Origin of the sequence: Flavobacterium sp. 83 (assembly GCF_000744835.1) — a bacterium.
GTDB lineage: Bacteria > Bacteroidota > Bacteroidia > Flavobacteriales > Flavobacteriaceae > Flavobacterium.
On sequence record NZ_JQMS01000001.1, the window covers coordinates 1,220,058 to 1,243,796 of the forward strand.

Annotated in this window: 18 protein-coding genes; 14 read left to right on the forward strand and 4 right to left on the reverse strand. The window is 33.7% G+C overall.

Annotated features, from left to right (window positions below; all coding sequences use genetic code 11):
* The first annotated feature begins 34 nt into the window (after window positions 1-34).
* From ileS to T410_RS05310, 3 genes are all read left to right on the forward strand, one after another.
* Window positions 35-3,493 (forward strand): isoleucine--tRNA ligase, encoded by a 3,459-nt coding sequence (gene ileS, locus T410_RS05300; RefSeq protein ID WP_035669229.1) that lies wholly within the window; start codon window positions 35-37, stop codon window positions 3,491-3,493.
* Window positions 3,494-3,501: 8 nt separating this feature from the next.
* Window positions 3,502-3,882, forward strand: a complete 381-nt coding sequence (locus T410_RS05305; protein WP_035669231.1) for a TraR/DksA C4-type zinc finger protein — start codon at window positions 3,502-3,504, stop codon at window positions 3,880-3,882.
* Window positions 3,883-3,967: 85 nt separating this feature from the next.
* Complete coding sequence (locus T410_RS05310) at window positions 3,968-4,573, forward strand: lipoprotein signal peptidase (RefSeq protein WP_035669233.1); 606 nt, start codon at window positions 3,968-3,970, stop codon at window positions 4,571-4,573.
* A 76-nt stretch (window positions 4,574-4,649) separates the two neighbouring features.
* Here T410_RS05310 and T410_RS05315 read toward each other — a convergent pair whose 3' ends face one another.
* Genes T410_RS05315 through T410_RS05325 form a run of 3 tightly spaced genes read right to left on the reverse strand, consistent with a single transcriptional unit; the run spans window position 4,650 to window position 6,431 of the window.
* The gene (locus T410_RS05315; protein WP_035674137.1) at window positions 4,650-4,850 is read right to left on the reverse strand and encodes a hypothetical protein; all 201 of its coding nucleotides are present in this window, start codon (window positions 4,848-4,850) and stop codon (window positions 4,650-4,652) included.
* A 41-nt stretch (window positions 4,851-4,891) separates the two neighbouring features.
* Window positions 4,892-5,458, reverse strand: a complete 567-nt coding sequence (locus T410_RS05320) for a 5-formyltetrahydrofolate cyclo-ligase (protein ID WP_035669234.1) — start codon at window positions 5,456-5,458, stop codon at window positions 4,892-4,894.
* The gene (locus T410_RS05325; protein ID WP_081897809.1) at window positions 5,448-6,431 is read right to left on the reverse strand and encodes a succinylglutamate desuccinylase/aspartoacylase family protein; all 984 of its coding nucleotides are present in this window, start codon (window positions 6,429-6,431) and stop codon (window positions 5,448-5,450) included. Before T410_RS05325 ends, T410_RS05320 begins: the two co-directional genes overlap by 11 nt.
* A 127-nt stretch (window positions 6,432-6,558) precedes the next feature.
* Here T410_RS05325 and uvrC point away from each other — a divergent pair, with 127 nt between their 5' ends.
* The 11 genes from uvrC to T410_RS05380 all read left to right on the forward strand — a co-directional run bounded on the left by uvrC (window position 6,559) and on the right by T410_RS05380 (window position 23,226).
* Window positions 6,559-8,358: an excinuclease ABC subunit UvrC gene (gene uvrC / locus T410_RS05330; protein WP_035669236.1), complete on the forward strand. Its 1,800-nt coding sequence runs from the start codon at window positions 6,559-6,561 to the stop codon at window positions 8,356-8,358.
* Between the two features lie 75 nt (window positions 8,359-8,433).
* Window positions 8,434-10,629, forward strand: coding sequence for a patatin-like phospholipase family protein (locus tag T410_RS05335; protein ID WP_035669237.1), 2,196 nt, complete (start codon window positions 8,434-8,436; stop codon window positions 10,627-10,629).
* A 185-nt stretch (window positions 10,630-10,814) separates the two neighbouring features.
* Window positions 10,815-11,972 (forward strand): homogentisate 1,2-dioxygenase, encoded by a 1,158-nt coding sequence (locus T410_RS05340; RefSeq protein WP_035669238.1) that lies wholly within the window; start codon window positions 10,815-10,817, stop codon window positions 11,970-11,972.
* 268 nt (window positions 11,973-12,240) lie between these two features.
* Window positions 12,241-13,401, forward strand: coding sequence for a 4-hydroxyphenylpyruvate dioxygenase (hppD, locus tag T410_RS05345; protein ID WP_035669240.1), 1,161 nt, complete (start codon window positions 12,241-12,243; stop codon window positions 13,399-13,401).
* Between the two features lie 292 nt (window positions 13,402-13,693).
* The gene (locus tag T410_RS05350; RefSeq protein ID WP_035669242.1) at window positions 13,694-14,476 is read left to right on the forward strand and encodes a DUF3108 domain-containing protein; all 783 of its coding nucleotides are present in this window, start codon (window positions 13,694-13,696) and stop codon (window positions 14,474-14,476) included.
* On the forward strand, window positions 14,466-15,392 hold the full coding sequence (locus tag T410_RS05355) for a tryptophan 2,3-dioxygenase family protein (protein ID WP_035669244.1): 927 nt from the start codon (window positions 14,466-14,468) through the stop codon (window positions 15,390-15,392). Before T410_RS05350 ends, T410_RS05355 begins: the two co-directional genes overlap by 11 nt.
* Window positions 15,393-15,421: 29 nt before the next feature.
* Window positions 15,422-16,642 carry a peptidoglycan DD-metalloendopeptidase family protein gene (locus T410_RS05360; RefSeq protein ID WP_035669246.1) on the forward strand — a complete coding sequence of 407 codons (1,221 nt, stop codon included), beginning with the start codon at window positions 15,422-15,424 and terminating at the stop codon, window positions 16,640-16,642.
* A gap of 173 nt (window positions 16,643-16,815) precedes the next feature.
* Complete coding sequence (pgi, locus tag T410_RS05365; RefSeq protein ID WP_035669247.1) at window positions 16,816-18,459, forward strand: glucose-6-phosphate isomerase; 1,644 nt, start codon at window positions 16,816-16,818, stop codon at window positions 18,457-18,459.
* Between the two features lie 371 nt (window positions 18,460-18,830).
* Window positions 18,831-22,145 carry a TonB-dependent receptor gene (locus tag T410_RS05370; RefSeq protein ID WP_035669248.1) on the forward strand — a complete coding sequence of 1,105 codons (3,315 nt, stop codon included), beginning with the start codon at window positions 18,831-18,833 and terminating at the stop codon, window positions 22,143-22,145.
* A 94-nt stretch (window positions 22,146-22,239) separates the two neighbouring features.
* Window positions 22,240-22,662, forward strand: a complete 423-nt coding sequence (locus T410_RS05375; RefSeq protein WP_035669251.1) for a hypothetical protein — start codon at window positions 22,240-22,242, stop codon at window positions 22,660-22,662.
* A gap of 81 nt (window positions 22,663-22,743) precedes the next feature.
* Complete coding sequence (locus T410_RS05380; RefSeq protein WP_035669253.1) at window positions 22,744-23,226, forward strand: septal ring lytic transglycosylase RlpA family protein; 483 nt, start codon at window positions 22,744-22,746, stop codon at window positions 23,224-23,226.
* Between the two features lies 1 nt (window position 23,227).
* Here the strand turns inward: T410_RS05380 and T410_RS05385 are convergent, their stop codons facing one another.
* Window positions 23,228-23,695 carry a CYTH domain-containing protein gene (locus tag T410_RS05385; protein WP_035669254.1) on the reverse strand — a complete coding sequence of 156 codons (468 nt, stop codon included), beginning with the start codon at window positions 23,693-23,695 and terminating at the stop codon, window positions 23,228-23,230.
* Window positions 23,696-23,739: the final 44 nt, after the last annotated feature.

Consider the following 23,739-nt stretch of genomic DNA (forward strand, 5'->3'; position numbering starts at 1 on the left):
CTTACTTTCGCACCTCGATTTAGAAAAGGATAAAATGAGCACAAAATTTACTGAATACAAAGGACTTGACTTACCAACTGTAGCGTCTGAAGTACTTGATTTTTGGAAGAAAGAAAATATATTTGAGAAAAGTGTAACTACTCGTGAAGGAAACCTACCATTTGTGTTTTTTGAAGGTCCGCCTTCGGCAAATGGATTGCCTGGAATTCACCACGTAATGGCGCGTGCAATTAAAGATATTTTTTGCAGATATAAAACTCAAAAAGGGTTCCAAGTGAAGCGCAAAGCGGGCTGGGATACGCATGGTTTGCCAGTGGAATTGGGTACTGAAAAAGAATTAGGGATTACCAAAGAAGATATTGGAAAGACCATTTCCATCGAAGAGTACAACGAAGCATGTAAAAAAACCGTGATGCGTTATACTGACGTATGGAATGATTTGACCGAAAAAATGGGCTATTGGGTTGATATGGAAGATCCGTATGTGACCTATAAATCCAAATATATGGAAACGGTTTGGTGGATTTTGAAACAAATCTACAACAAGGATTTGATGTACAAAGGCTACACAATCCAACCGTATTCTCCAAAAGCAGGAACAGGATTATCTTCTCATGAAGTGAACCAGCCGGGAAGTTACCGTGATGTAACAGACACGACTGTTGTAGCGCAATTTAAAGTGATTGAGGAAGATAAAGAATTATTATTTTCTAAGTTTTACGATTATATCACTTCAAAAAACTTACAGCATTACAAATTAGAAGCTTTAGATTTAGACGAAATCTATTTCTTGGCTTGGACTACCACACCTTGGACTTTGCCAAGTAATACGGCTTTGACTGTGGGTCCTAGAATTGAATATGCTTTAGTAAAAACATTCAATCAATATACGTTTCGTCCGGCAACATTGATTTTGGCTAAGAATTTAGTTGGAAAACAATTTGGAAAAGGTTTCTTCGAAAGTAGCGAACCAGCTGATTTTGAAAATTTCAAAGAAGGCGACAAAAAAATTCCTTACCAAATTCTTGCGGAATGCAAAGGAGCTGATTTAGTTGGAATAAAATACGAACAATTGTTGCAATTTGCATTGCCATATCAAAATCCAGAAAATGCTTTTAGAGTAATTTCAGGTGATTTTGTAACTACCGAAGATGGAACGGGAATTGTACATACGGCGCCGACATTTGGTGCTGATGATGCAAAAGTGGCCAAAGAAGCTACGCCAGAAGTTCCGCCAATGTTAGTTTTGGACGAAAATGGAACTCCGGTTCCGTTAGTAGATTTGCAAGGGAAATTCACTTCCCATGTAGGAGAATATGCTGGCAAATATGTAAAGAATGAATATTATAACGATGGTGAAGCACCGGAACGTTCTATAGATGTGGAACTTGCCATTCGATTAAAAGAAGAAAATAAAGCCTTCAAAGTTGAGAAATACGTGCACAGTTATCCACATTGCTGGAGAACAGACAAGCCTATTTTATATTATCCTTTAGATTCCTGGTTTATAAAAATCACGGAGGTTAGAGACAGAATGTTTGACTTGAATGAAACCATCAACTGGAAGCCAAAAGCTACCGGAGAAGGTCGTTTTGGGAATTGGTTGAAAAACGCCAACGACTGGAATTTGTCGCGATCAAGATATTGGGGGATTCCATTGCCAATTTGGAGAACCGAAGAAGGATCGGAAGAGATTCTGATTGGTTCTGTAGAAGAATTATACAACGAAATAGAAAAATCAATCGCTGCAGGTTTCCAAAAAGAAAATCCTTTCAAAGGTTTTGAAATTGGAAATATGGCGGAAACAAATTATGATTTAGTTGATTTACATAAAAATGTTGTTGATGAAATTACTTTGGTTTCTGCTTCAGGAAAACCAATGAAGCGTGAAGCTGATTTGATTGACGTTTGGTTTGATTCGGGTTCCATGCCTTATGCACAATGGCATTATCCTTTTGAAAACAAAGATAAAATAGACGAAAACAAAGATTTCCCTGCTGACTTTATCGCAGAAGGAGTGGATCAAACCCGTGGTTGGTTCTATACTTTGCACGCCATTGGAACATTAGTTTTTGATAAAGTTGCCTATAAAAATGTAGTTTCTAACGGACTAGTTTTGGACAAAAACGGACAAAAAATGTCTAAACGTTTAGGAAATGCCGCAGATCCATTCGAAACATTAAAAGAATACGGCCCAGATGCGACGCGCTGGTATATGATTTCCAATGCGAATCCTTGGGACAATTTGAAATTTGATTTAGAAGGTATCGCTGAGGTACGCAGAAAATTCTTTGGAACATTGTACAACACGTATTCGTTCTTTAGTTTGTATGCCAATATTGATGGTTTTACTTTTGCGGAAGCTGAAATTCCATTGAAAGAAAGACCGGAAATTGATCAATGGATTATCTCGGAATTGAATACCTTGATAAAGGATGTTGATAGCTATTATGCGGATTATGAGCCAACAAAAGCGGCTCGTGCAATCTCTGAATTTGTACAAGAAAATTTGAGCAACTGGTATGTTCGTTTGTGTAGAAGACGCTTCTGGAAAGGGGAATATGCGCAGGATAAAATAGCGGCTTATCAAACTTTATATACCTGTTTGTTAACCATAAGTAAGTTGGGTGCGCCAATCGCTCCGTTCTTTATGGATAAACTTTACAGAGACTTAACTGTAGCAACACAGACGGAAAAGTACGACAGTGTACATTTGGCGGAGTTTCCAATTTCGGTTGACAACTATGTTAATAAAATGTTAGAGAGCAAAATGCAGAAAGCACAGACCATTTCATCATTGGTTTTATCACTCCGAAAAAAGGAAATGATAAAGGTGCGTCAACCCTTGCAAAAGGTAATGATTCCAGTGCTTGACGATAATCAGAGAGCTGAAATTGAAGCCATTTCTGACCTTATAAAAGCAGAGGTAAACGTGAAAGAAATCGTACTTTTGGATGATGCTTCCGGTGTTTTGGTGAAACAGATTAAGCCTAATTTTAAGGCGCTCGGACCACGTTTTGGAAAGGATATGGGCTTGATTTCTAAGGAAATACAAGGGTTTTCAAAAGAGCAAATCAGTCAATTAGATAAGGAAGGAAGCCTGGATGTTGTTATTGCAGGAAATAACGTAACTTTAACATTAGAAGATGTAGAAATTACATCACAAGATATTGAAGGCTGGTTAGTAGCCAATTCTAACGGAATAACGGTTGCGCTTGACATTACAATTTCTGAAGCATTAAAACAAGAAGGAATTTCTAGAGAATTAGTAAACAGAATCCAGAATATCCGTAAAGATTCAGGATTTGAAGTTACTGATAAAATTAAAGTTCAACTGAAAAGAAATGGACTTTTGGAAGAGGCAATTCTTAAAAATGAAGCGTATATAAAATCAGAAACATTAACCAGCGATTTGGTTTTTGTAGATGAAATAGAAAACGGTACGGAAATTGAATTTGACGAAATAAAAACAATGATATTAATTTCAAAATAATATAAAAAATGGTAGATGAAATTGCAAGATACTCTGATGCTGATTTAGCAGAGTTCAAAGAGATAATCTTAAACAAAATTCAAAAAGCACAATTAGATTTAGATTTGATTAAAAGTGCTTACATGAATGATTTGAATAATGGGACTGATGACACTTCGCCTACATTTAAAGCCTTTGAAGAAGGAAGCGAAACGATGTCTAAGGAAGCAAACTCACAACTGGCGATTCGACAGGAAAAGTTCATTCGTGATTTGAAAAATGCACTTTTCCGTGTAGAAAATAAAACCTACGGAATTTGCAAAGTAACAGGCAAATTAATTGGGAAGGAAAGATTGAAAATCGTTCCTCACGCAACAATGAGTATCGAAGCAAAAAACTTGCAACGATAAACCTCTTGTTGAACAATATTTAACGCTCCATTGGGAGCGTTTTTTTTGATTAAATTGTTACTTTTGCGCCATTAAAATTTATAAAATGTCATTACGAAAAGCGTATCTCCTTATTTTTATCCTATTACTTGTTGATCAAGTTTCAAAAATATACATCAAAACTAATTTTATTTTAGGCGAAGAAGTTGAAGTATTCAAATGGTTCAAAATTCTTTTTATCGAAAATGAAGGAATGGCTTGGGGAACTAAAATCCCGGGAGCTTATGGGAAATTATTTTTGACACTTTTTAGATTGGTTGCCGTTGGTGGAATTGGCTATTGGTTGTGGGATTCTGTTGAGAGAAAACACAGCTCAAATTACTTAATTGTTGCCATTGCATTAATTCTTGCAGGTGCATTTGGGAACATCATAGATTCTGTTTTCTACGGAGTTATTTTTGACGACAGTCACCAGCAATTAGCTACTTTGTTTACAGATAAACCTTATGGAACTTGGTTTCATGGTCAAGTTGTCGATATGTTTTATTTTCCTTTTTGGCATGGATTTTTGCCTAACTGGGTGCCAATTTGGGGCGGAAAAGAATTTACCTTTTTCAACGCTATTTTTAATGTTGCCGATATGGCGATTTCTACGGGAGTTGGGATTTTGATTTTTTTCAATAAAAAAGCATTTCATCATCAAACGAACTAAATTTTTAAATCACTATTTTATAAAATAAAAAAGACCTATTTCATAATTTTGAATAGGTCTTTTTCTTTTATTGGATTTATTTGTTTTGTCCTGGGGCGTAGCGTTTAGCGCTTTTTCCACCATATATTTTTTTAGCTTGACCTGGTGGAATTTTTTTAGTTTTATAAGAGGTTCTGTTCGAGTTTGTTCCTACTCTAACCGCACAGTTAGACAGTGAAAGGGCAAATACAGCAATTAAAATAATTGTTGCAAATCTTAAGAACTGAATTTTTTTCATAGCTTCAATTGGGCTTTGTTTACGAAAGTACGCTTTCAAAATTAAAAAGAGTGAATTAAATTTGGTGTCACGCAATAATCAAGTTTCACGTCACCTTCAAAAACATCGGTAATCAATTCTTCGGGATCAAAGAAAGAAAGCCCAATTTTGATTACATCTGGTTTACATTCAGACAAGAATTTATCGTAAAATCCTTTACCGTAACCCACACGATTTCCTTTTTTATCGAAAGCCAAAAGCGGTACAAAAACGACATCAATTTTATGTGCTGGAACTTCAATCCCATCAATAGGCTCGGGAATATTGTATTCGTTTTTCTTGATTTTAGTATTGTCGGTCAGCAGGAAATGAGTCATGTTTCGGGTCGAAAAATCACTTTTCGATAGAATAATTTCCTTGTCTTTTCCGGATAATAAATGCAGAATAAATTCAGTATTTACTTCATGTTGTTCCGTAATGGGAAGGAAAATATGAAAATAGGCTTTCTCCCAAATAGGAAGTGTCAATACTTTATTGGCAATAGCCAAACTCATTTCTTCCAATTCATTTTCAGAAAGTGAATTTCGTAAGGCTTTGTATTTTATTCTTATTTCTTTTTTATTCTTCATCTTCTTCATTAGTGTTTGACATGTGGTAAATAGCATCGCCCTCATATACAATAGGCGAATGATTGGCATTGATTACGTAACCGTCATTTGGTGCTTTAACTTTTCGCTCAAACTTTCCGTACGGATCTGTAATGGTGGCAAGAATAGTTCCTTTTTTTATAAATTTCCCAATTGTATCGTAATCGTGCAATAATCCAGAACATTTGGCTCTAATCCAACCGGATTTTTCGATATAAATCGAAGGAGCTTTTGGCTTGATTAGGGTATGTTTTGGATGTAACATACCAAGATGTGACAATAGGCGTTTTGCTCCATTTACGCCTTCCTCAGCAACGTTATTATTGATATCTAGGGATTTTCCGCCCTCAAAAAGCAGCATTTTTACATTCATTTTTTCGCTGGAACTCCTGAAAGATCCCGAAATATTTTTAGAATATAAAGTAAATGGTGCATTGAATACATCGGCCAGTATTTTTAATGCTTCATTGTTTTGGGTAAGTCTAATTTGTGGTGCATTGAAACGACTGGCTCCGCCGGCATGAAAATCTACTGCGTAATTTACAACGGGCATGATTTCAGTCAAAATATGAAAAGCAAATCGACTAGCCAGAGAACCGGTTTTGCTTCCTGGAAATACTCGGTTTAAATCTCTGCCATCCGGAAATTCTCTGGATTTATTGACAAATCCATATACATTTATGATAGGAATACAAATGATTGTACCTTTTTTTGGTCGGTTTATTTTCTTGCTGATAAGTTGCCGAACGATTTCGACACCATTAATTTCATCGCCGTGAATTCCTGCTGAAAAAAGTACAACTGGACCATCTATTTTAGAACGACGAACAATAACAGGAATGTTTAATTTTGTTGTAGTGTGTAGTCGGGCAATTTCCACATTGATGGTTTTGCTTTCGCCAGGGATAATGCTTTCGCCAAAAATTACTATTGGGGCGGAATTATTTTTTATCATAAGTTCTTGAAAAGATAAAAATAAGGATAATAACCAATTCGAAAGTAAAATTCTGATAAAATTTTTATCAGAAAGATTTCAAGAGTATTGATTTGTATTTCGGGATTTTTGAGATTAACTTTGTTACATGAATCCAACATCTTTAGCCCTACAAATACAGACTTTGCCTGATAATCCCGGTGTATATCAATATTATGATAAGGAAGGGAAAATTTTGTATGTAGGCAAAGCCAAAAATTTGAAAAAAAGGGTTTCTTCCTATTTTAATAAAATTCATGATACGGCCAAAACGAATGTATTGGTTAAGAAAATTGTGACCATAAAACACATTGTAGTCCCTACGGAAACCGATGCGCTTTTATTGGAAAATAATCTTATAAAAACTTTGCAGCCACGCTATAATGTGTTACTTCGAGACGACAAAAGTTACCCTTGGTTGTGTATCAAGAAAGAACCTTTTTCGCGGATATTTGCCACTAGAAGAATGGTAAAAGATGGTTCGGAATATTTTGGACCCTATACGAGTTTTAAAACTGTGAGCACTATTTTAGAACTGATTAAAGAATTATATCCGCTTAGAACTTGTAATTATGATTTGAGTAAAAGTAATATTGATAGCGGTAAATTCAAGGTTTGCCTTGAATATCATATTGGGAATTGCATGGGACCTTGTGAAGGGTATGAAACTTTAGAGAATTATCAAAAGCAAGTTGATGCCATTCGAGAAATTTTGAAAGGAAATTTCAAGGAAAGTATGAAGGATTTCAAACGGGTTATGACTAATCTGGCTGCAGAAATGCATTTCGAAGAAGCGCAAAAAATCAAAGAGAAAATAGAAGTGTTGGAAAATTACCAATCGCGTTCAACTATTGTAAACCCAAAAATCACCAACATCGATGTCTTTTCGATTGTTTCGGATGAAAGTGCGGCCTATGTAAACTTTCTTCAAATTTCTCACGGTTCGATTATTCGTTCGCATACGATGGAAATCAAAAAGAAACTCGACGAAACTGACGAAGAATTATTAGAATTAGCGATTATCGAATTGAGAGAACGTTTTCAATTGTTGTCCAGAGAAGTTATCGTTCCGTTTCACGTTGACTTGGGTGAAAACATCAAAATCACGGTTCCTCAATTGGGAGACAAAAAGCAAATTTTGGATTTATCGATTCGAAATGCTAAGTTTTACCGAATAGAACAATTGAAACAACTGCAAATTGTAGATCCGGATCGTCATACAAAAAGGATTATGGCACAAATGCAAAAAGATTTGAGATTACCGGTGGAGCCAAGACACATTGAATGTTTTGATAATTCGAATATTCAAGGGACAAATCCTGTGGCTGCTTGTGTGGTTTTCAAGGACGGGAAACCCAGCAAAAAGGATTACCGCCATTTTAATATAAAAACGGTCGAAGGACCAGATGATTTTGCTTCGATGACCGAAGTAGTTTATAGAAGATACAAACGATTGCTGGATGAAAATGAGCCGCTACCAAATTTAATCATTATTGATGGTGGGAAAGGACAACTATCATCGGCATTGAAAAGTATTGATGAATTAGGTTTACGGGGAAAAATTGCCATTATTGGAATTGCCAAAAGACTGGAAGAGCTTTTTTATCCTGGAGATTCTATTCCGCTTTATTTAGACAAAAAATCAGAAACCTTGAAAGTAATCCAGCAATTGCGCAACGAAGCGCATCGATTTGGGATTACGCATCACAGAGATAAGAGGAGTAAAGCGGCGCTAAATTCTTCTATTGAAAGCATACCTGGCATTGGGGAAAAAACGATGTTAACTTTGATTCAGCACTTTAAAAGTGTTAAAAGATTGAAATTAGCGACAGAAAAAGAAATTTCTGATGTTATAGGCATATCAAAAGCCAAAAAAATTGTCGAATTTTACAAGAATTCAAATGGATGATTAATTTCAATTATTGAATTTTAGGCGAATGATAATTGAATACTACTAAATTCTATTGCACCCAAATTGCTGCTTATGAAGAAAATTGCGCTTTTATTCATTGTTTTTTGTACTGGTTTAATTATGTTTTCGCAGGAGCAGCACAAGCCAAAAGTGGGGTTGGTCTTAAGTGGTGGGGGAGCAAAAGGATTTGCTCATATTGGTGTTTTGAAAGTTCTTGAAGAAGCTGGTGTCAAAATTGATTACATTGGTGGGACTAGTATGGGAGCGGTTATAGGCGGACTTTATGCCTCGGGATACAATGCGAGCCAGATTGATTCGATTTTTCAATCAACAAATTTTGATGAGTTATTAAACGATTTTATTCCCAGATCTTCCAAAAATTTTTATGAAAAAAGAAATGACGAATTATATGCGTTGGTTTTGCCATTTAATAATTTAAAAATTGGAATTCCTGAAGCACTGTCAAAAGGAATGTACAATTATAATTTATTGAGTAGAATTACTAGAAACGTTAGGCATATAAAGGATTTTAATAAACTTCCCACTCCTTTTTTATGTATTGGAACCAATATAGAAACAGGGGAACAGGTTTTATTAAATAAAGGGAATTTAGCTCAGGCTATGATTGCCAGTTCCGCGTTTCCATCGTTATTTTCACCGGTAGAAATTGATGGAAAATTACTGGTTGATGGTGGTGTTGCTAATAATTATCCCATCGAAGAGGTGCGAAAACTTGGTGCAGATATAATAATAGGTGTTGATGTTCAGGATGATTTATTAGATAGAACGCAACTGAAAAACGCAACAAGGATTCTGGTTCAAATCACCAATCTTCAATCTATAGAAAGAATGAAGAAAAATGTAAAAGAAACGGACATCTATATAAAACCAGACATCAAAAACTACGGTGTTATTTCATTCGATAAAGGAAAAGAAATTGTTAGAAAAGGAGAAGAAGCAACTTTCTCTGTTTTTGAAAAACTTAAACTATTGGTTGATGAAACAAACCCATACAACAAACCCGCATTAAAAATTGTTACAGACAGTTTGCAAATTAAAAATATAAACTGCAATGAACTGGATAATTACACAAAAGATTATGTTGTTGGGAAATTAAGATTTAAGCCAGGTGTTAAAACTACTTACAATGATTTATTGAAAGGAATTAATAATATCAATGCAACTCAAAACTTTAGTACAATATCCTATTCGTTAGATGCAAATAATGAACGAGACGACTTAAATATGACTTTAAAGGAAAATCCTACAAAGACCTATTTGAAATTTGGATTGCATTATGACAGTTTGTTTAAAAGTGGTGTTTTGGTTAATCTAACCCGTAAAAAAACACTTTTTAAAAATGATATAGCTTCACTTGATATTGTTTTGGGAGATAATACCCGATATAATTTAGATTATTATATTGAAAATGGATTTAATTTAAGTTTTGGTTTTAAATCCCAATTCAATCAGTTTAATAGAAATGTCGCTAAAGAAATTAGTAATTTGAATTTAAGTAATGTGAATTCAATCAATGTTGATTTTACAGATTTGACCAATCAAGCTTATTTCCAATCGTTATTTGTTCAAAAATTTTTGGTTGGAGCTGGTGTTGAGTTTAAATTTTTAAAAATAAAATCAGAAACGTTGGCTAATGTAGATCCAATAATTGATAATAGTAATTATTTAAGTGTTTTTGGATATGCAAAATATGATTCCTTTGACAATAAATATTTCCCTAAAAAAGGATGGTATTTTTCAGGAGATATTCAATCGTATTTACTTTCGTCAAATTATACTGGAGACTTTAAACCATTCTCTATAGCTAAAGCGGATTTTGGAATAGCCACAACAATTTTTAAAAACGCAACAATTAAGATTCAAACGGATGCTGGTTTCTCCTTTGGCAATGAAAGTGTTTCCTTTTTTAATTTTGTTGTAGGAGGTTATGGTTATGCCCCCATAAATAATTTTAAGTATTTCTATGGGTATGATTTTTTAAGTGTAGCTGCCAATAGTTATATAAAATCAACCGGAACTATTGATTATGAGTTTTACAAAAATAACCATATTAACTTTTCGGCAAATTTTGCCAATATTGGAGATAAAATTTTTGAATCAGTCAATTGGATTTCGGTTCCTAAGTATTCAGGATATGCAGTAGGCTATGGTCTGGAAACGGTAATTGGTCCCATAGAAATAAAATATTCCTGGTCTCCTGAAAATCCAAAAGGATATACTTGGTTTAGTGTCGGATTTTTATTTTAATTGTAATTTATTTCAATAATAATTCCGATATTTGTTGTTATGGAGACAAAATGGCTAGGTTTATTAGAGTATCTTCAATTCCTTATCAAGAGAAATCCTGAGTAAGCGCCCTTTTTTTTGATTTAACATAGCATATTATAAAGTAATCTCAACTTTAAATTGTTACACTTTTAAACAAAAAAACCATGCCTTTATATCATAAATTGGGAAGTTTTCCCCAAAAGAGACACACACAATTCGAAAAACCAAACGGTGGTTTGTACTACGAACAACTTTTTGGAACCGAGGGTTTTCATGGCCATTCGTCATTATTATATCATGTTCACAGGCCAACACAGATAAAGGAAATTCTTAATTCTTACTCTGTCGAACCTAAAATCGCCATTGGAAAAAACATAAAATCCTTATTGTTAAAAGGGTTTGAGTTAAAACCTGAAGATGATTTTTTGGACAGTCGCAAAGCCATGCTGGTCAATAAAGATTGTACTATAGGATTAGCTGCGCCAAAACAATCCTTGCGAACGTATTTCTATAAAAATGCCGATGCCGATGAAATGATTTTCATTCACAAAGGGAAAGGAAAGTTACGAACCATGATGGGTAATATTCCTTTTAAATATGGTGATTATCTTATTATTCCACGCGGAATGATTTATCAAATAGATTTTGATACTTTAGAAAACAGATTGTTTTATGTCGAATCATTTGCACCATTTTATACTCCAAAACGCTATAAAAACGAATCGGGTCAGCACTTAGAACATTCGCCGTTTTGTGAGCGTGATTTTATTTTACCAAACGAGTTAGAGACGCATGATGACAAAGGTGACTTTCTTATCAAAATCAAAAAAGAAGGCATGATTCATGAAGTCGTTTACGCAACACACCCTTTTGATGTTGTGGGTTGGGACGGCTATAATTTTCCTTACGGATTCAGTATTCACAATTTCGAACCTATAACAGGTCGTGTGCATCAGCCGCCGCCAGTGCATCAAACTTTTGAAACTTCGACTTTTGTGGTTTGTTCTTTCGTTCCACGATTGTATGATTACCATCCAAAAGCCATTCCTGCGCCTTATAATCATAGCAACATCGACAGCGATGAGGTTTTGTATTATGTAGACGGCGATTTCATGAGCCGAAATAATATTGAGCAAGGTCATATCACATTACACCCAAAAGGGATTCCTCACGGACCAGCGCCAGGAGCCATGGAGCGCAGCATTGGTCAAACCATAACGCACGAATTAGCGGTTATGGTCGATACGTTTCGCCCGTTAATGGTAACCGAAGAAGCGATGGGACTTGACGATGGACAGTATTATAAATCTTGGGTAGAATAACGTCATCCTGGGCGCAGTCGAAGGGAGGAGCTATTTCCTGCTATTCGTTGCAAACGAAAGTTACTGAACTCCAATAAAAATATAAACAAAGTGAAGTAATCTTTTTTTCGGTAAAAAAACCTCAAAAAAGGATTTTCGCTTATATCAGGGCTAGGGCTTTAGAGTAAATAACAACTTTTTTTTAAAATTAATAAATCCGTGTACATCTGTTTTATCCGCGTCATCCGCGTTCCAAAACTAGAAGTACCGAATCAAAAAATAAATTACAATGAGCAAAGAAGTAAAATCAGTAGAATACGGACTAGAAAAAATATTTGAAGGAGCGCAAGATTTCCTTCCTTTGTTAGGAACCGATTATGTAGAGTTCTACGTAGGAAATGCAAAACAATCTGCACATTATTATAAAACAGCTTTTGGTTACCAATCACTGGCGTATGCAGGATTGGAAACTGGGGTGCGAGACAGAACATCTTATGTGTTAAAACAAGATAAGATTTGCATCGTATTGACCACGCCATTAACGCAAGATTCTCCCATACACGACCATTTAAGAAAACATGGAGACGGGGTAAAAGTTGCTGCGCTTTGGGTAGAAGATGCAACAAGCGCTTACGAAGAAACTATGAAACGTGGAGCACGCTCTTTTATGGAGCCAACAGTTGAGAAAGACGAATTTGGTGAAGTAATACGCTCCGGAATTTATACGTACGGAGAAACCGTTCATATTTTTGTAGAACGCAAAAATTATAATGGTGTTTTCCTTCCAGGATATAAGGAATGGAAATCCGATTACAATCCGGAACCAACAGGATTAAAATATATAGACCATATGGTGGGTAATGTAGGTTGGAATGAAATGAATACCTGGGTTAAGTTCTATGAAGAAGTAATGGGATTTGTGAATTTCCTTTCTTTTGATGACAAACAAATTAATACTGAATATTCGGCCTTGATGAGTAAGGTAATGTCTAATGGAAACGGAAGAATTAAATTCCCAATCAACGAACCTGCCGAGGGAAAGAAAAAATCACAAATTGAGGAATATTTAGATTTTTATGGCGGACCTGGAATTCAGCATATCGCCATTGCAACAGATGATATTATTAAAACGGTCTCTCAGTTGAAAGCAAGAGGAGTCGAGTTTTTATCAGCTCCTCCGAATACTTATTATGAGGCAATTCCAGAGCGATTGGGAGAACACATGAAAATGATGAAAGAGGATTTAAATGAGATCGAAAAGCTAGCCATTATGGTCGATGCGGATGAGGAAGGGTATTTATTACAAATATTTACAAAACCGGTACAAGACCGACCAACGTTGTTTTTTGAAATAATACAAAGAATGGGAGCTAAAGGTTTTGGCGCGGGTAACTTTAAAGCACTTTTCGAATCAATAGAAAGAGAACAAGCATTGCGAGGAACGCTGTAAAAGCTTGTTATTTTTAGGTTATGTTAAAAAATAGTTAGTAAACGAGCTGTTTTTTTGTAAATGTTGTGTTAAATTTCATTTTTTGACTTTATAAACTAGTTTTATTAATTAGCTTTGCACTCGCAAAACAGGAAGGGGTGGTTTCCTTCCTATTATTGATATAAATTTCATAATTTATAGTTTTTTGGTTAGTTAATAGCATAAAAACTCAGTCATTATTTGACTGAGTTTTTTTGTTTTAATATATTTGGAACAAAATTTGCAGTTACGGTCAATAAATTGACAAAAAGCAATGAAAAAAATAATACTATTCATCCTATTTATAACCACAGTAAGTTTTGATTCTCAAAAAGAAGATGCTTATGATGTGGGCGAGTATTTTAAATTTCGAATTCATTATGGCATAGTGAATGCCGGATACGCTACGCTTGAAGTCAAAGACGCAGTTGTAAACAATAAGAAAATTTTTCGTGTAATTGGGAAAGGATACACAACAGGAATGTCACGTTTCTTCTTTAAAGTTGATGATTTATACGAAAGTTATATCGATAAGGAAACCAGAAACCCATATCAATTTGTAAGAAAGATCAACGAAGGCGGCTACACTAAAAATCAAGAAGGGTTTTTCAATCAAACTACTAATAAAATTCTTGTAAAAGATTACAAACACAAAAACGAGAAAACAATTGTAATTCCTAAGAACACACAAGACATTTTGTCTACTTTTTATTATTTAAGAAATTACCCGAGTATTGATAAAATTAAAGTAGGAGAATCAATAGCGATAGACATGTTCTTTGATGATGAATCTACAAAGTTTAAGATGAAATTTATAGGGCGTGAAGATATTACAACTAAATTTGGCGTTGTTTCTGCTATGGTGTTTAGACCTTTAGTACAATCTGGTCGTGTTTTTAAAGAACAGGAAAGTTTAACTGTTTGGATTTCAGATGATGATAATAAAATACCCTTGCGAATTAAAGCAAGTTTGGCTGTAGGATCAATCAAAGCAGATTTAGATGAATTTAGGGGATTGAAGAATCAGTTTAAAATAAAAAATAATAATGGAGAATAATAATTCTGAAGCAATTTTAAAAGAAATTGAGCTAAAATACCAAGCAATAGACCAGAAAACCGAAACGCATTTAGAAGGATTACTTTGGTCTAAGCCAATTACTTATTGGGATTATATTCAAACCGATGCATTATTAAATCTTCAAATTCAAAGAACAATACTTCCCGATGAAATGGTTTTTATCATGTATCATCAAGTCAATGAATTGATTTTCAAGATGATTTTATGGGAAATGAACCAAATTTCTTATTGTGAAGATATTAAAGCAGATTTCTTCACTGAAAGGTTAATGAGGATCAGTCGCTATTTTGATATGCTGACAACTTCTTTCGGAATTATGGAAGACGGAATGGAAGTAGATCAATACATGAAATTTAGAAACACACTTACCCCGGCAAGTGGTTTTCAAAGTGCCCAATATAGATTAATAGAGTTTTGTTCTACTGATTTAATAAATCTTATTGATTACCGTTATAGAAGTTCAATTGATAAGAATGCTTCTTTTGAATTTACATTCGAACATTTGTATTGGCAAGCTGCAGGAAAAGATTACCAAACAGGGAAAAAATCATTTCTTTTAGAGGAATTTGAAAGAAAATACAAAGGAATGTTCTTAAACCACATGGAGGAATACAAGACTATAAACATATGGCAAAAATTCAAGCAACTTCCTGATGCAGATCAAAAAAATCCAGAGTTAATTAAAGCGATGCGCCATTATGATCATACTGTAAATATTACTTGGGTAATGCAGCATTTAAATGTAGCGATAAAATATATTGATCATAGCGGAAAAGGCGATGGCGAGGCTACCGGTGGAAGTGACTGGAGAAAATACATGCATCCAAAATACCAACGCAGAATATTTTTTCCTGAATTATGGACAAAGGATGAGCTAGCGCACTGGGGGGAATAAAAATAATTAGAATACAAAAATAATATAGTTTGAAACAAGTATTAATAGCAATTATAGTATTGTTTTCTTTGGTTTCTTGCAATAAATCGAATGATACAATAGACGAAGAAATTGTAAAACCAGTAGTTAAAAAAGTAGAGTTTGGGTTTAAATACTCTGATTTTAATGTGATTCATGATACCGTCAAAAAAGGCGATACTTTTGGTACGATTATCGAAAATCAAAACATTGGTACAAAGAAAGTTTATGATATCATTGAAAAAGTAAGAGATACATTTGATGTTAGGATAATTAGAATCAACAAACCGTATACGCTGCTTAGATCCAAAAACAAAACAAACAATTTACAAGTTTTTATTTATCAGCCGGATGCATTAACCTATTATGTTGTTGATTTGCGAGATACAACCGTTGTTGTTTATAAAAAGACAAGACCCGTAACGATTAAGACCAGAACAATAGGTGGACTGTTGAAGGGGTCATTGTCAGAAACTCTTGAAAGTGCAAAAGTAGAAGGCGCTTTGGCAAGTAAAATTTCTAAAATTTATGCTTGGTCCATTGACTTTTTTAAACTTAAAAAAGGAGATCGATTCGCCATTACTTTTACTGAAAGATATATAAATGACTCTGTTTATGATGGAGTTGACAGTCTTAAAGCTGCCTTTTTTGAATATAAAGGCAAAATTATATATGCATTTCCTTATGCTCAAAATCCATCCTCGAACAAAATTGAATACTATGACGAAGAAGGAAAGACACTGAAAAATTTCTTTCTTAAAACACCCATTAAATTTAGTAGAATTTCCTCGCGATTTTCAACGAATCGCTTTCATCCTGTGCAACAAATCTGGAAAGCCCATAAAGGGACTGATTATGCAGCACCATACGGAACCCCTATTACAACTACTGCAGCTGGAATTATTGAGCAAACTGGTTTTACAGCTGGAAACGGAAACTTTGTAAAAGTAAAACATAATGGAACCTATTCTACTCAATATTTGCACATGTCAAGGATTTTAGTTCGTCGTGGACAACATGTAAATCAAGGACAAGTTATCGGTTTAGTGGGAAGTACAGGTCTTGCAACAGGTCCTCACGTTTGTTATCGATTTTGGAAAAATGGAGTTCAGGTAGATGCCTTAAAACTCAAATTACCTACTGGAGAACCTATGAGTGGCAGAAATAAAGATCGATTCATTAAAGTAATAACTCCTTTGAAATGGGAATTAGACAGTGTTGCAAATTTATAATTTGACTATTAAAACTATTTCATTCAAATTCAGAATTGTTTTTATACCAATTTTGAATTTCACTATTTTGGCAATTTATCCATAAATTGTTATATAATTGTAAACACATTTACGGTTAAAACTAATTTCAGTATTTTTGTCAAAAATTAAATAAAACTACAATCCAAAAATAAATGGCTTTAAATACAATAAACCCAACCGAAACAGTAGCTTGGAAGAAACTGCAACAGCATTATAGTGAAATGCAAAAAGCTTCCATGAAAGAAATGTTTCATTCAGATGATTCAAGAACAGAAAAGTTTAACCTGAGGTGGAATGATTTTTTACTTGATTATTCAAAAAACATTATTAATCAGGAAACTCTTGATTTATTACTTGAGTTGGTAGAAGAAACAGGACTTAAAAATGCTATCTCTGACTATTTTGAAGGAGGTATTATCAATCAAACTGAAAATAGAGCGGTATTGCATACTGCTTTAAGAGCTAAAGAAACAGCAGTTATAAATGTAGAAGGACAAAATGTGGTTCCTGAAGTTTATGAAGTCAAAAATAAAATAAAAGCATTTACTAATGAAGTAACATCTGGTCAAAGAACCGGTTTTACAGGAAAACCCTTTACGGATATTGTAAATATAGGAATTGGTGGTTCAGACTTAGGTCCTGCAATGGCTGTAGAAGCATTGCAATTTTATAAGAATCATTTGAACGTTCATTTTGTATCGAATGTTGATGGAGATCATGTAAACGAAATCATTAAAAAATTAAATCCGGAAACTACCCTTTTTGTTATTGTTTCTAAAACATTTACCACACAGGAAACATTGACCAATTCTGAAACAATCAGAAAATGGTTTTTGCAATCAGCAAAACAAGAAGATGTAGCCAAACATTTTGTGGCTGTCTCGACAAATATCGCCAAAGTAACGGAATTTGGTATAAATCCGGATAATGTATTCCCTATGTGGGATTGGGTTGGAGGTCGTTTTTCTCTATGGAGTGCTGTGGGACTTTCAATAAGTTTAGCGGTAGGATTCGAAAATTTTGACGGGTTATTAGGCGGTGCCAATGAAATGGATGATCATTTCAAAACGACTGATTTTGATAAAAACATTCCTGTTATTTTAGCTTTGTTGAGTGTTTGGTATAATAATTTCTTTGGAGCAGAGAGTGAAGCCTTGATTCCGTACACGCAATATTTACAAAAATTGGCGCCTTACTTACAGCAAGGAACAATGGAAAGTAACGGAAAAAGTGTTGGACGTGATGGAAAACCGGTGAATTATGAAACTGGAACAATTATTTGGGGTGAACCGGGAACCAATTCGCAACATGCTTTTTTTCAATTGATTCACCAAGGTACTAAATTGATTCCTACTGATTTTATTGGATTTATAAAACCATTATACGGTGATGAAGATCATCATGATAAATTGATGTCAAACTTTTTTGCACAAACGGAAGCTTTGTTACACGGAAAAACAAAAGACCAAGTTCAAGCTGAATTTGATAAACAAGGACTTGCATCTGATAAAGCTGCATTTCTTTTGCCGTTTAAAGTTTTTGCAGGAAACAAGCCTACAAATACTATTTTGATACAAAAATTGACTCCGAGAACCTTGGGTTCGTTGATTGCAATGTATGAGCATAAGATTTTTGTTCAAGGAATTATTTGGAATATTTTTAGTTATGATCAATGGGGAGTTGAACTAGGTAAACAGTTAGCCAATTCAATTTTAGAAGAGATAAATACTAAAGATGTAAAAAATCACGATTCTTCAACTTCATTTTTATTGAATCATTTTCTTTCGAATAAATAAAAATTTGTTTTAAGTTATATTTTTAACAAGCTTACAAAAAATCACTTTGTTGATTTTAAACTTTATACATTCCAAAAGCCTCAATTTTTTTGTAAAATTGAGGCTTTTTTATTCAAATAATTTAACGATAGTGAGTTTTTTTGCAACAATTTCTGTTTTTTGGTAAATTGTTTTTGTAATATTTTTTATCAGATGAATAGTTATTATTGTTAAAAAAGATTAAATAAATTATTTTTTAACGATTATGTTGTATTAATCATTTTAAAGCGAAAAAATGTGATTTAGGTGGATTTTCTTAACGTTTTCGTAACAGTTTGCGGTTTAAATGTTATAATTTTGCTAAATATTAATAAATTAAACAAAAAACAAAAATGAAAAAAATTATTTTTATTTTGATTATTTTTTTATCAGCTGTTGGTCATGCGCAGGTTACTAGTTCTGCGATGTCTGGTTCTGTTAAAACGAGCGCTGGCGAACTGCTTCCAGGGGCATCAGTTGAGGTTATACATAAGCCAACTGGAACAAAATATTTTTCAACTACAAATTCTAAAGGCGCATATGCTGTACAAGGAATAAGACCGGGTGGTCCTTACACAGTTAAAGTAACTTTTATAGGTTACAAAACAACTGAAATTACTGAAATAAATGCACCATTAGGTAATAATATTATAGTTAATGTTGTTGTAGATGAAGAATCTAATGCTCTAAAAGAAGTTGTGATTGTATCTACAAAATCAAAAGGAACTTTCAATAAAGGAAGAACTGGAGCTTCTCAACAATTTTCTAACAGAGAATTGACTGCTGTTCCAGTTACAGGTGCACGTTCAATAAACGCTGTTACTAAATACAATGCTAACGCAGGAAGTAATGGTAGTTTTGGAGGTCAAGATTCAAGATTGAATAACTTTACTATTGATGGATCAGCTTTTAACAATGGTTTTGGACTTGGTAGTGATTCACAAGCTGGAGGTAGAACAGGTTCAACTGCAATTTCTTTAGATGCAATCGAACAATTACAAGTTAATATTGCACCATATGATGTACGTCAATCGGGATTTTTAGGTTCTGGAATTAATGCAGTAACTAAAAGTGGTACTAATGAAATTGAAGGTTCGGTTTATAATTCTTTCCGTAATAACAGGAAAGATTTTATCGGGACTAAGGCAGGGAATACAGTAATCATTCCAGGAAAATTTGATGAAACAGTTTGGGGAGCTAGAATAGGAGCACCTATTATTAAAGACAAATTATTCTTCTTTGGGAATTTTGAGACTATAGAAAACACAAGTCCAGCTACAACTTGGACTTCTACTGGTTCTACTCAGCCTAGTGCTCAGGTTTCTTTACCAACATTTGCTGAAATGCAAACATTATCAAATTTTGTTAAAGATAAATTTAATTATACAACTGGTCCTTGGGAAAATTATGATGCTTCAAAAGTTTCAAAAAAATTCCTTGCTAGAATTGACTGGAATATTAATGACAATCATAAACTTACCGCTCGTTATGTTTTTCATAACTCAAATTCTGACGAGCTGACTTCTAATTCAAATTCATTAGGATTTGGTAACAGAAGAACCAGTAACCTTGCAATGTCATTCCAAAACAGTGGTTATGTTATTCAAGATAATACGAGATCTATTGTTGTAGAATTGAACAGTAAATTAAGTAATTCATGGTACAACAACTTCATCGGGGGATATGATAAACAAATTGAAGATAGAGGTTTACAAGGTGGCGGTTTGTTTCCTACAATTGATATAAAAAACGGATCAAATACGTTTATTTCATTAGGTTTAGATCCATTTACCCAAGGAAATAAATTGTCTTATTCTACGCTACACTTTACGGATAATTTGACAAAAACAATAGGAAACCATTCTTTATTGTTTGGTGCTAATTTTGAGCATTTTAAATCAAGTAACTTGTTTTTCTCAGGATCTAATGGAGTATATGTGTTTAACTCTTTAACTGATTTTTACGCTGCTGCTAATCAATCTGCAAATACAGGTGGTGCTCCATCAACTACTGCTTTACCAGCACGTTTTCAATTCAGATACTCTGCTTTACCAGGAGCTGAAGAACCGTTACAGATTTTGAAATCTAATAAAATAGATGTGTACACTCAAGATGAAATTAAAGTGAGTGATAATTTGAGAGTAACAGTAGGTCTTCGTGCATCTGCAGTTTGGTTTGCTGATACGGCACTTGAAAATACAAAAGTTACAGCAATGACTTTCGCAAATGGTGAAAAGTTTAATACTGGTGAAATGCCAAATACGCAATATCTATTTGAACCAAGAATAGGTTTCAATTTGGATGTAGCTGGAGATGCTACTACACAAGTTCGTGGAGGTAGTGGTGTATTTACTGGAAGAGCTCCATCAGTATTCTTGTCTAATGCAATTGGTAATAACGGTGTTCTTACTGGTTTTGTTGATGTTAGTGGTGCAGCTGTGGGAACTGGTGGATATGGTTTTACGCCTAATCCTAATGATTATTTTATTCCTGCAACACCTACGCTTCCTTCTACATTTGAATTGGCTTTTACAGCTAAAAAATTTAAATTCCCACAAGTTTGGAAAACTAATATAGCTGTTGATCAAAAACTGCCTTTTGGTTTCATTGGAACTATTGAAGGTATCTTTCAACAAAATATTAATGCTATTCATTATTACAATGCTAATTTTGAAGCTGCAGTTGGAAACTTTAGCGGACCAGATACAAGACCTAGATATGCTAGAACTGATAATGGTGTTCGTGTAAACGACAATGTTTCAAGTGCGGTTGTATTAACAAATACAGATAAAGGATATTTTTACTCAACAACATTCAAATTAGAGTATCCATATAAAAAAGGACTTTGGGGTTCAGTAGCTTATACACATTCAAGTGCTAATGATTTATTATCCGCAGGTTCTATTGCTTCTGGTTCATGGACTGGTGCAAGATCTGTAAATGGTAATAACGATTTACCTTTGTCATTATCTTCTAATAATACACCACACAGAATTGTTGGTATATTAGGATATAAAATTGAATATGGAAATAATTTAGGTGCCGCAACTTCAGTAAATCTTGGATATATTGGCGAACAATCAGGAGCTTATTCATATGCTTATAGTGGAGATATGAATGGAGATCAGGTTAATGGAAATGATTTAATGTATGTTCCAAATAATGCAAATGAAATTCGTTTTCAATCTTTATCTGTTACAAATGTTGTAAATGGAGCAAATGTTGTAACAGTTTATACTGAAGCACAGCAACAACAAGCGTTTGAAGCTTATATCAAACAAGATTCATACCTTTCTTCAAGAAGAGGTCAGTATACTGAAAGAAATGGAGCTATTTTACCAATGTTACATAGATTAGATTTATCTGTAACTCAAGATTTTTTCATTAAAATTGCGGGTAAAAAGAATAGCTTCCAAGTAAGAGCTGATGTCTTAAATTTTACCAACTTATTGAATAGAGATTGGGGAGTTACTCAAAGAATTACTGCAACAAACGGGAATGTTTTAAGTTATAAAACGACAACTGCTAATGTACCTTTTTATACATTGGCAACTCAAACAGATGCTGCTGGAACAAAAACTTTAATTAAAGATACTTTCCAGAAAAATGCTTCTACTTTTGATGTTTGGCAAGCACAATTTACACTTAGATACATTTTTGGTAAATAATTTCAAAAGAAATATTTAAAATCAAACCACGTTTTAGGACGTGGTTTTTTTATGCCTTTTTTTATTATATTTGTTAAAAACAAAAACAATATTTATGTACGAATTCATTCAAAAATTTCATTCTGGTTGGGCTTATTTAGCGCTTTTATTATTAGTTGTTGCAGTTGTTAATTCCATTATTGGGATGACTTCTAAAAAAGAATTTACTGCAAAGGATAGAAAAATAGCAATATTTGGACTTATAGGTACTCATACACAGTTATTAATTGGTTTAATTATATACTTCGTTTCTCCATTAGGTTTTGCATCATTAGGACAAATGTCAGATAAAGCATTACGATTAACTTCTCTAGAACACCCATTAATCAATATTATTGCCATTACTTTAATTACTATAGGATGGTCAAAACATAAAAAATTAACAACTAGTGAGTCAAAATTTAAAACTTTTTCTATTTTTTATGGTTTAGGTTTAGTGCTTATTTTAAGTAGAATTCCATGGTCAATGTGGTTTTAAAAATCATTTAAAGCTCTAGAAATAGAGCTTTTTTTATCTGGGTATGGTTTTTGTAAAATAGATTAACTTAAAAAAGTATAAATGAAAAAATCAATAACATTATTTTTTTTGCTTGCAATTATAGGATTAGTTAGCAGCCAAAGCACAATCTCAGAGAAACAAAAATCTATAATTCAAAAAGACACTCTCAAAAAGAGTAAAGTAGCGGTTGAACAGCAAGATGATAAATTAGACTCTTTGGTTATTTCCTTAGGGAAGTTCAAAATCTATAAAAAAGCGGTACATGCATCATATTATGCTGATAAATTTAATGGAAAAAGAACTACCAGCGGTAAAAAATTTGATAATAATAAATATACTGCAGCACACAAAAAACTCCCTTTTGGTACAAAAGTAAAAATAACAAATGAAGCTAATGGTAAATCAGTAATTGTAGAAATTACGGATAGAGGGCCATTTGTAAGATCGAGAGAAATAGATTTGTCAAAAAGAGCTTTTAAGGATATCGCCTCGCGTAATGATGATGGGGGAATGATTGTAACAATAGCAGTATTGGGTAATTAAATTACCAGTTTTTGTATGGATTGTTGCTTAAATAGGAATTGTAATAACGTTTGTCGTATGTCACTTCATCACTAAGCCAACTTGGTTTTTCAAAAGTTTCATTTTCAGAGCCAAGTTCAATCTCAGCAATAATCAATCCTTCGTTTTGGCCATGAAATTCATCAATCTCATAAACATGATTGCCTACTTTTACTTCAAAACGGGTTTTGTCAATCACACCTTGTTCACATAAAAGCAATAAGCTTTTAGCTTCTTCAACTGGAATTTCCTTTTCCCATTCAAAACGCGACAAACCGGATTCGTTAGAAATTCCTTTGATGGTTATAAATCCTTTGTTTCCTTTTATTCGTACACGAACCGTGCGTTCCGGAACCGAGCTCAAATAACCCTGTGCAATAGGATTCTTAGTAAAAGCATCTTTTTTAAACGAATCATCTTTAACTAAAAATTTTCTTTCTATTTCAATCATAATGCCTTTGGCGGTATTAATTTTTGGAGTTATTTCCGGTTATT